This window comes from Propionivibrio sp. (genome assembly GCF_017995515.1).
Taxonomy (GTDB): Bacteria; Pseudomonadota; Gammaproteobacteria; order Burkholderiales; family Rhodocyclaceae; genus Propionivibrio.
The window spans coordinates 1-10,002 of the sequence record NZ_JAGOIT010000108.1 but is presented as its reverse complement, the minus strand read 5'-3'; the positions used below and the strand labels follow the sequence as shown (position 1 = coordinate 10,002).

8 protein-coding genes and 1 pseudogene are annotated in these 10,002 nt (G+C 59.8%); 5 read left to right on the top strand and 4 right to left on the bottom strand.

Annotation, left to right across the window (positions count from 1 at the left end):
• The first annotated feature begins 331 nt into the window (after positions 1-331).
• Positions 332-1,351 carry an EDSAP-1 family PEP-CTERM protein gene (locus tag KBA32_RS14470; protein WP_294360271.1) on the top strand — a complete coding sequence of 340 codons (1,020 nt, stop codon included), beginning with the start codon at positions 332-334 and terminating at the stop codon, positions 1,349-1,351.
• Positions 1,352-1,570: 219 nt separating this feature from the next.
• Here KBA32_RS14470 and KBA32_RS14465 read toward each other — a convergent pair.
• A pseudogene (locus KBA32_RS14465) lies at positions 1,571-1,861 on the bottom strand (adenylosuccinate synthetase); the annotation flags it as partial.
• A gap of 489 nt (positions 1,862-2,350) precedes the next feature.
• Between KBA32_RS14465 and KBA32_RS14460 the strand changes: the two are divergent.
• A complete protein-coding gene (locus KBA32_RS14460; RefSeq protein ID WP_294360267.1) occupies positions 2,351-2,707 on the top strand; it encodes a hypothetical protein in 357 nt (118 codons plus the stop codon).
• Positions 2,708-2,720: 13 nt separating this feature from the next.
• Positions 2,721-3,026, top strand: coding sequence for a GGDEF domain-containing protein (locus KBA32_RS14455; RefSeq protein ID WP_294360263.1), 306 nt, complete (start codon positions 2,721-2,723; stop codon positions 3,024-3,026).
• A 54-nt stretch (positions 3,027-3,080) separates the two neighbouring features.
• Here the strand turns inward: KBA32_RS14455 and KBA32_RS14450 are convergent, their stop codons facing one another.
• Entirely contained in the window at positions 3,081-5,294 is a 2,214-nt protein-coding gene (locus tag KBA32_RS14450; protein WP_294360260.1) for an EAL domain-containing protein, read from the bottom strand.
• Complete coding sequence (locus tag KBA32_RS14445) at positions 5,291-7,492, bottom strand: HDOD domain-containing protein (protein ID WP_294360257.1); 2,202 nt, start codon at positions 7,490-7,492, stop codon at positions 5,291-5,293. Before KBA32_RS14445 ends, KBA32_RS14450 begins: the two co-directional genes overlap by 4 nt.
• Positions 7,493-7,954: 462 nt before the next feature.
• Here KBA32_RS14445 and KBA32_RS14440 point away from each other — a divergent pair, with 462 nt between their 5' ends.
• Positions 7,955-8,668 carry a 5'-methylthioadenosine/adenosylhomocysteine nucleosidase gene (locus tag KBA32_RS14440; RefSeq protein ID WP_294360255.1) on the top strand — a complete coding sequence of 238 codons (714 nt, stop codon included), beginning with the start codon at positions 7,955-7,957 and terminating at the stop codon, positions 8,666-8,668.
• Between the two features lie 38 nt (positions 8,669-8,706).
• Here KBA32_RS14440 and KBA32_RS14435 read toward each other — a convergent pair whose 3' ends face one another.
• The gene (locus KBA32_RS14435) at positions 8,707-9,129 is read right to left on the bottom strand and encodes an OsmC family protein (protein ID WP_294360252.1); all 423 of its coding nucleotides are present in this window, start codon (positions 9,127-9,129) and stop codon (positions 8,707-8,709) included.
• 332 nt (positions 9,130-9,461) lie between these two features.
• Between KBA32_RS14435 and KBA32_RS14430 the strand changes: the two genes are divergently transcribed.
• Positions 9,462-10,002: hypothetical protein (locus KBA32_RS14430; protein ID WP_294360250.1), on the top strand; the 541-nt coding region annotated here is incomplete at its 3' end.

The window sequence follows — 10,002 nt, the reverse complement described above, 5'->3', positions numbered from 1 at the left end:
GTGAATGCGATGCGGCGCCCAGTGGAACACCGGGCGCATCTTCAGTCCGCTCTTCATCGTCCGCCAGGCTTCTTCCACGCGCTGCTGCTGTTTGTAGCCCAGCGCCATGTCTTCGGCCGTCAGGGTGTCGTCGTTGCTATGGACCCCAAATTTCTCAGTCGACTTTTTTTACACTCCCACACTTGCAGAGCCAAACTTAAAAATCGCTTCATGAAATTATTTGTTTTAATTCAATACGTTGAATTAACTTAGAACGATATGGCATGAATATAGCTTTAGCAAGAGCAAGCTGATTTACTCAGCGATCGTTACCAGATTAAGGAGCTACCCAATGAAATCGAAATCAATTCAACTAAGAAATTCCGTCATTGCAACTACGCTGGCAGCTCTTGGTATGGCTTACGCTAGTCAAGCATCTGCCACTGCGATTGCTACCTCGCTGATTTCCATAAGCAATTTCACCTTCACCGACGCAAGCGGCAGGCCGCTGACATACGAGCTTCCAGGTGGCGCAACTGGTCCTGCGGGCGACATTCAGGCCATTAGTTTTACTGACACTCTGCAGAATAATGCCACGCTTAATGGAGTTTCGAGCTTCAACCAAGCAAGTACGGGTGCTTTCGTTGCGGTGACGGATGCCGCCATGGCATGTGTTGGAAGCACATGCGGTTCGATCGGAGAGAATAATTTTGTTCCAGCCACCCCGCCACCGACCGCTGTTTACTCTCGATCGGATTCGATTCTTAAAGATCAACCGATTAATGTGTTGGACGGGGGGGTTTCGGTTGGAATTCCGATTGGCGTCGATGCCACTACCATTGGTGAAACCGTATTGATGGGAGATGCAATAGGAAGCTCAGGCTCTAACACGCAGCTTCTGTCAACATTGCAGTTTACGCTAGCGCAAGATGTTGGATCGATCGGTATATCATTCGACGCAGTAACTCAACTTCTGGCGTGGACGTCGCTCGGTTCTGCGTTTGGAACTTCTGCGGGTGCGGATTTCAAGTGGGAAATAACCCTGAAAGAAGGCACTACTACTTTGATCGACTGGATTCCCGACGGGAACGTTCTCACTGGAACGCAGACTGGTTTAAATGTGGTGAAGGAGGACTGTACTCTTTCCGATAATGCAAGCGCATATGAAAATTCCCCACTGGCCCCGATTACATGCAGTGGTCGTTTCAGTGCCTTTTCAAATGTTTCCTTACTTGCAGGCAAAACTTACTCCTTTAATATTGCGCAACATGAGACGACGCTTGCTCAGTCGATACCCGAGCCTGCTTCCCTTGCACTGACGGGTCTTGGCCTGCTCGGTTTGGGCGCCATGCGTCGCCGCAAGTCCGTTTGAAGTCAGCCTGAAATAATCGAGTAGGGGACGGGTTCACCCCCGTCCCTCTCACACCACCGGACGTTCGGTCCCGCATCCGGCGGTCTGGAACAAACAGGGAACACCACGTTTTAGCCTCATCCGGCCAAGGAAAATACCGCCAGGTCACTCTAGCGGCATTTTCTTTTCGTTGGATAGCACACGACACGATGCGTGAAGCTCAGTGGCTGGAATTTCGACTTATCCGTTAAACGGGTGCTTGCGGAGAATCGTCTCGTCCCGCTCCGGTCCGGTCGAGACAATGTCGATCGGCACTTCGCACAACACCTCGATTCGTGCCAGATATGCCCGCGCAGCTTGGGGAAGCTGATCCAGCGACGTCGCACCAATCGTAGAATCTTCCCGCCCTGCCATCGTTTCAAGAATCGGCTCGCAGCCGGCAACTTCATCCGACCCCATTGGCAGAAGATCGATCACCTTGCCATTGAACTTGTAGCCGGTACAGATTTTCAGTTCCGTCAAGCCATCGAGCCCGGTAGGGTGCGCAAATCTCATTTGCGCACGCGGCTTGAACCGGCGCAATGCCCTTCGGTTATTGCGCCCGGTATTTGCCGTTCTGGGCGTAGGAGATGCTTAAACGCAAAGCCGATTCTTTCTTATGGTGCGCTAGCACTTCCCAATAAATCAATGAATTAAGTGCTTAAACGCAAAACCATCTATGGATAGCGAGGCATGACCGAAGACCACCTCGAACGGGAAGCACTCGGCTGGCTGGCCGATGTCGGCTACACGCATCGCTACGGCCCGGACATCGCCCCGGACGCCCCGGCCCCGGAACGCGCCGACTAGCCTAGCCCTTGGCGAACTTCCGGCGACGTATGACAAGGCTATCAACAGCGTGCAGACAAGCTTCTATGACCCGGCCTTGGCTGCGAAGGCAAAACTTCGCGTCGAAGTCTGACCGAACCCAAGTTCCATTGGGGGGCTTTTGCCCGGCCTAGTGCCGGGTTTTTTTCGTCCATGCGCACCGTTCGCGCCGCTACCTGCCGTAACCAGATGAAAAAAAACCGACACATGGCCGGTTCTTTCCAGAAGTACGGGATGATCGACGGCGAGGTCATCCATGTCGGTCCGGATGCCACGGAGGACGGAAAACCGTCATCTCAAGAGCCAGGTACCGAAAGACAGACGAAGCAACTCGCCTACAAGGCGCTGATCGCGCTCAAGGCCGAGGCTCTCGATGCGCAAGGGAGAAGCTTCAAACTGGTTCCGGGAATGCAGGCTGTGGCGGAGATTCATCAGGGACAGCGAACGGTGATGGAATATCTGCTCTCGCCGGTGCAGAAGACGCTTTACGACAGCGGACGGGAGCGGTGAGGCGTTCTTCGGTGTGACATCTACGGCGGCGCTTTTCGGCGGCGAGGAGTTCGTCGTGCTTCTTCCGGATACCCGTATCGATGGCGCGCAGGCGCTTGCGGAAAACCTCCGTTCGACGATCGAACGCAGCCGGATTCGCCGCTCCGACAATCAGCAGGAGATTGCGCAGATCACCGTATCGTTCGGTATTGCCCGCTACTGCGCGGGGGAGTCGGCGAACGATTTTGTCTCGCGCGTCGACAATGCCCTGTACCTCTCCAAGCGCCTCGGGCGCAACCGCGTGACGCTTGCGTCGGAGCGGCCAATGCGGTTCAGCTGACTGGTCCGCAGTTTACGTTGGGCAGGTGGACGCCGCGCACATCAGGCCCGCGTTTCATCCGACCTCGTGAGCAAATGGTGGTTCGCTGCTCTTGTGTCCCGTATTCAGCGCGAAGCCGGAGAGAAAAGCGTCGAGCGCGGCGGCGGATAGCGGACGGCTGAACAGATAGCCCTGCATTTCGTCGCAACCGAGCCGGCTAAGCGTTTGCCGCTGCATTTCCGTCTCGACGCCTTCGGCCAGGATGTTCAGGTTGAAGCTCTTGGCAATTCCGAGAATGGCCTGGATGATCGCCGTCGAGTCGTCGCTGGCGCGCAGGTCGCGCACGAACGACTGGTCGATCTTGATGCGGCTGACGGAGAAGCGCCGGAGATAGTTGAGCGACGAATAGCGCGTGCCGAAGTCGTCGATGGCGACCAGCAGACCGGCATTGCGCAGTAGCCGGACCTTGGCAATGACGCTTTCGGCGTCTTTCATCAGCAGATGCTCGGTGATCTCGATCTCGATCGCGTCGTGCGGAATTGCGTGCTGGTCGAGCGGCGCGATGATGCGTTCGACGAGGTCGTCGCGCTCGAATTCGGCGGGCGAAATGTTGATTCCCAGTTTCAGGTCAATATGGCCCTGCTGGCGCAGTTTTTTGAGCTGGACGCAGCCCGCCTGCAAGACCCAGTCGCTGATCGTGACGATCATCCCGGTTTCCTCGGCGAGCGAGATGAACTCGTCCGAAGGAATGAGCCCGTGTTCGGGGTGATGCCAGCGGATCAATGCCTCGATACCGACGACGCGGCCGCGCGAGACGCAGACCTGCGGCTGGAAGTGCAGCTCGAACTGCGAGCCCTCCTTGAGCGCCAGGCGCAGATCGTTTTCCAGCGAGATGCGCTCGACGTGCGCGGTGTTCATCGACGGTTTGAACTGCAGGAAACCGTTCTTTCCCTGTGCCTTGGCTTGATACATGGCGATGTCGGCATTGCGGATCAGGATGTTCGATGCCTCGCCATCCTCCGGGTAGATCGCGATGCCGATGCTCGCCGTCGCGACGAAGTCACGTGCGCCGACCGAGAACGGCCGGCGCAACTCGCTCATGATCTTCCTGGCGATGACGAAGACGTCGTCCGGCGTGTTGATGTCGGGCAGCAGCACCGTGAACTCGTCGCCCCCCTGACGCGCCAGCGTGTCACCGGAACGCAGGCAATCACGGACGCGCTGCGCGAATTCCTTCAACAGGATGTCGCCTTCCTGGTGGCCGTAGGTGTCGTTGATCAGCTTGAAGCGGTCGATGTCGAGGAACATGACGCCGATGCGCTGGTTCCGGCGTCTGGCCTGCGTCACCGCCAGCTGCAGGCGGTCCATGAAGAGCGTCCGATTGGGCAGTTCGGTCAGGAGATCGTGGAAGGCCTGGAAGGCAATCGTCTCTTCGGCGCGCTTGCGGTCGGTGATGTCGCGCGCCACGCCCGACGTGCCGATGAAGCGGTGGGCGGGGGCAGTGTCCTGCGCGTAGACACCCTGCGAACTGAGAATCGCGACGACCATGCGATTGTCGAAATGGCGTGTGCCCTGCTGCTTGTTCTTCAGCCGGACTTCAAAATTGATCGTCGCACGCTCGCCGATGCGCCGTTCGTTGAAGGCGTAATGCGCCCGCTCCATGTCGTCTTCGTGGACGATGACCGAGTAGTGCTGATCGATGAGTTCTTCGGGCTTGAAGCCGAGCAGCGTTTCGACGCGCGGATTGACGAAGACAAAATGTCCCCGGCTGTCGACGGTGTAGATCAGGTCCGGTGACTGCTCGACCAGGAAGCGGTGCAGGCGCTCCGACTGCTCAAGCTGCGTCGTCATGAACGCGTGTTCGGCTTCCATCCGCCGACGGTGCAGTGCGCGCTCGACGGCCTGGATCAGGTCGTCCGGATCGCAATGTTTGCGGATGAACTCGAAGGCGCCGCGCCGCAGCGCATGGATCGCGGAGTCGATCGATTCGTCGGCGCTGAACACGATCACCGAGGTGGCGATCCGGTTGCGCTCCATCCACTCCATGATCTCGACGCCGCCGATGTCGGGCAGCATCAGGTCGAGAACGACGACATCGATGTCGCGTTGATCGAGGCGCAGGATGGCGTCCCGGCCGGTGCCGCTCTCTTCGATGATCCTGCCGTTGCCGCTGAGCAGGGACCGATAGGCGCGACGGAACCGGGGCTCGTCGTCGACGATCAGGATGCGCTGCGGCGCCATCGTTGTGGCACTGGGTACCATGGCCTCGCCGCCAAAGATCATGTTCATTTTCCTGACGTTTCCCTTTGCGCAGATGACTGTCCGCCTTTTCTCGACGTCCCCGATTCTGCGATGTCGGTTTTCGGAAAAAGCAGGGCGATGCAGGTTCCTTTTTCTTTCTGGCTGAGGCAAATCACCTCGATTCCCTGTTGGCGGGCCAGTTCGCCGACGATGGGCAAGCCCATGCCGCGCGCGCCGGCGCCGGCAGCGTCGGCCGGAAGGTGGATCGCGCGCATGGCGTTCTCCGACATGCCGGGGCCGTTGTCGTGCATGCAGATCTGGATGAAGGTCTGGCCGTTGTGGATCACGTGGTCGGTCACGGAGATCGTCAGCTGATCCCCTGCGCTCAATGCTTCCGAGGCGTTCTTCCAGAGGTTCAGCAACATCTGCTTGAGGCTGTCACGTTCGCAGGTGACCTTCAGGGCAAATTCCGGGAGGTCCGTCTCGATGTGAATTCCCTTGCTCTTGAACAGCGTGTCGCCGTAAAGCAGCAGAAGTTCGCGGATCAGGTCGCCCGGGTCGATGGCGCCCGGAGTCTGGTCCCCGGGGATTTCGCTCATGCGGTGTACGATGCTGGCGACGCGGTCGATTTCTTCCGCCAGAATCTCCAACTCCTGGCGCACCCCGGTCTCGTCCGGGATTTTACGGTCGAGGATCTTCAGGTAGCTCTTGATGATTCCAAGCGGATTCGCGGCTTCATGCACGACGCGCCGCGCCTGGCGGGTGAAGCGACTGGCCGCTTCCTGATCAGCCTGGCGGCGATAGCTCTTGGCCTCGCGCAGAGCTTCAAGGCTGAGCGCTGCGATCTTGCCGAAGTTGAGCAACCACGGCAGGCGGCGGGCGAGGCGTCCATACTGGTTGGCGCTCAGGCCGCTGACGATGACGCCGACGGTGCGGCGGCGCGCGACCATGGGGATGCAAAGTAGTCCTTCGCTCGAAAAGGCGCGTGCGAATTGCAGGTCGATCAGTGAATTTCGCCCGATGATCGGGTCGGCGAAAGAGCTGCAGATCTCCTGGCGAACGGCTGCTGCGGCGGCCAGCGAGCGCTGCTCTTCAAGCGGAATCTCGACCTGGCGGAAGATCACCGGCTGGCCGCCGATGTTCTTGCCGGATAATTTGCCATCGCCCGCGTCGGCCAGCAAAAAGCCGGTGCGTGGCAGGTCGAACAGGATGCGCGCCGATTCCCTGAGCGACAGGAGGATCTCGGCGTCGCTTTCGAGGGCGAACAGGTCCTGTTGCAAGGGTTGCAGCAACGCCATGCCGCCCAGCATTTCGACGATCGCGGACTCGGCGCCATCGGCTTCGGAGGTACGCCTGGGCGGTATCGTGGGACCATCCCAGATGCGGAGCGCGGTGAGTTTGACCGGCAGTCGGAGATTGAGCGCTTCGCCGATCATGCGCGTTCGCTGCTCGGCCTCGTCACGCAGCGTCGCCAGGTCTTCCCGCTCGCCGTGGCCGAACATCGTCTGCTCGAGCGCCAGCAGTTCGTCCGAAACCTGTTCGTTTGCCGAAAGCGCATGCGCCAGCCAGACAATCTGCGGCAAGGTCGTCGCGGTGACGATTTCCTCGGGCGTGGCGTGATGAAAGAGGATGCCGTCGGCAAAGATCGTGTCGAGCTTCCATTTGTCGGTGAGCCACGTTCCGACCTCGCCGTGATGCACGCCGAATTGCTCGATCTCATGGGCGCAGAGCGAAGGTTCGTCGTGGCTGCCTGCGAGAAGATCGGCGTAGGGTTCGCCGATGGCGGAGAGCAGGATCAGTTCGCCGACGTCGTGCAGCAAGCCGGCGAGATAGACTTCTTCCGGCCGCGGGTAATCGATCGCCGCCGCGAGGTTGCGCGAGAGCTCGGCGACCATCAGCGAGTGCCCCCAGAAGGCCGCAAGATCGGGCGTTGCGGAACCGGCGCTGCGATCGAACAGCTGCTGGATCGACAGGCAGGTGGCAATCGAACGGACCAGGCGCGTGCCGAGCGCGACCAGGCAATTGTCGAGACTGTTCAGTTCGCGGCCACGGCGCAGCGCCGGCGAGTTCGCGGCGGTGAGAACTCGCGCGGCCAGTCCGGCATCGTGCCCGACCAGCGCGGCCAGTTCGGTCATCGTCGAACGGTCGTCGTCGACCAGATGCATCAAACGCAGAAGGATTTGCGGCGGTGAGGGAATCCTGCCTGACTCAATGGCATGGACGATCGGCTCGGGTAGATTACGCATCAACGCCTCTACTTCCCTCTTCTTGGCCTTCGCAACGACGGATATCGGAAGGCTGGGCCGCTCATCAGGCAACGCGACCGAGTACCAGCGGGGCACTGGTGATGAATCCCCGGACCGATATATGCAAGGGATACTACTACGCATATTCCGTGTATTCAATTACTTAAGTAATGGTTTTTAGGCATTGTTGCAGGTTTGGCCGGTGCTATTGATCCGGCACGAAGAAGTCTCGACTCCCGTTCGGGCGGAGCCTGTCGAAGCCCGCCCCCTTCGACAAGCTCAGGGCGAACGGACTTCAAGCATGACCGCACCGGATCAATAAGCGCATGGCATCGCGCGTTGCGGCGCTGGTAACGTTGTCCGGTTACAGGCGGCACGGCCTTGACCTCGGGTGCGTTCGCGATCACTAATAGCGGCTTTGATCGCGTTGGTCGATCAGTCTTTTTCCGTTGGGAACACCGCATGATCATTATTCTCGGCGCCATGGACAGCGAAATCGATGAGTTCCTGTCCCGGCTTGAAGATCGTCAGGAGATTCACTGGAACGGCTTCACCCAGCATCACGGGCAGCTTGAAGGGCAGGAGGTGCTGGTCAGCAAGAGCGGTGTCGGCAAGGTGATGTCGTCGATGGTGACGCAGCACCTGATCGAACGCTGGCAGCCGCAAGCCGTCATCTTCACCGGGCTGGCCGGTAGCCTGCGGCCGCACATCGAGATCGGCGACACGCTGCTCGCCTGCGATCTGGTCCAGCACGATCTGGAGTCGGTCGCCCTGAACCTGCCGCGCGGGCAAGTGCCGTTTTCCGACTACCGCTTCATGCCGGCACATCCGGTTCTGCTCGAACTGGCGGCCGGGTTCCAGCCGGCCAACGGCCGCCTGCATCAAGGGCGGATCTGTACCGGCGACCAGTTCATCACCTATCGCGAGATGAATAGCCACGCCTATCTGACCGAAGAGCTGGAGGGCGACGGGGTGGAGATGGAAGGCGCCAGCGTGGCGCTCGTGTGCAGCGTCAACCGCGTGCCTTTCCTCGTCGCGCGCACCATCTCGGATCGCGCCGACGAAGACGCGGCGACCAACTTTGAGGCCTTCCTGCCGCAGGCGAGCCGGAACAGCCTCGATCTCGTGCGTTATCTGCTGCGCGAGATGGCGCAGGTGGATCTGGGCGAGAACTGATCGGGCGATGGGTTCTCCCGATCGGTTCCGTGTTGCGGTTACGCGGCTTCGACGATCTCGAAGTCGTGCGTGATCTTGGCCGTCTCGCCGAGCATGATCGACGCCGAGCAGTACTTTTCCTTCGACAGGTTGATCGCGCGCGTGACGACTTCCGGCTTCAGCCCCTTGCCGGTGACGCGGAAGTGGAAGTGGATGTGCGTGAACACCTTCGGATCGGTGTCCGCGCGTTCGGCGGTGAGGTTGACTTCGCAGCCGGTCACCGCGTGCCGTCCCTTCTTGAGGATGGCGACGACGTCAAAGGCCGTGCAGCCGCCCGTCCCGGCCAGCAGCAGTTCCATCGGCCGCGGCGCCAGGTTGCGACCGCCGGCCTCCGGCGCGCCATCCATGAGCACCGCGTGGTTGCTACCAGTTTCGGCAAGGAACGACATCCCGCCTTCGATCCATTTGACTTTACATTCCATGCAGTTCTCTCGTTTCGTGTTTTCCGGTTGGGAGTCTCGCCCGTTCGGCGAGTCGCGGGGTGCCGATTGTACTGTGGCCGCGTGGCGATGGATTGACATGACAGGCAAAGCGAAAGAACGTTCATCCTGAAAACCTCACTGCAAAGGCGCGAAGATCGCAAAGGAAACAACCGCTTGATCGTACTTGACCATTCACCCTGTGGGTCAAGATGAAAGATCGGTGCTGTTCGCGTAGCGCTTTGATTTTCGTTGCGAACCTTTGCGATCTTTGCGCCTTTGCGGTGAAGAACCGGGTTTTTCAGGTTCAGTGTCCCTCAAGAAACGGAGCCGCCATGCCCGAAGCTGATTTTTCTGCACTCGACGCCGTCGGCCTGAACCTGCACGCCGTGTTCGCGCTCGACCAGCTGCCCGATGCGTTGCGCGACGCATTGCACAATGAATGCGACCCGGCGCGCAGCTACTCGCAACTGATCCTCATCGGCAACGGCGGCCGTGCGTTGTGGCAGACGATTCAACGCGAGGGGGGGCAGTCCGCCGACCCGATCGACGACTTCAGCGTGCGCGAGGTCAGGCGATGGCTGGCCGCGCAGGCGAGTGGACGGCGTTACGAGATTGTCTATCCCGGCGAACGGCTGATCGGCTTGCAGTCGCTCGGCGAACGCGCCGGCTGGCATTTCGCCTCGCCATTCATGGTCGGTATCAACGAATGCTGGGGAACATGGTTCGCCTACCGTGTGGCCGTGCTTGCCGACACCGACTTCGAGCCGACCCGGCGGGTGCCGGGCGAATCGCCATGTACGACTTGCCGGTCGCGGCCTTGCGTCGCGGCATGTCCTGGCAACGCGATCGAAAGCGACGGGTTCAATCTTGCAA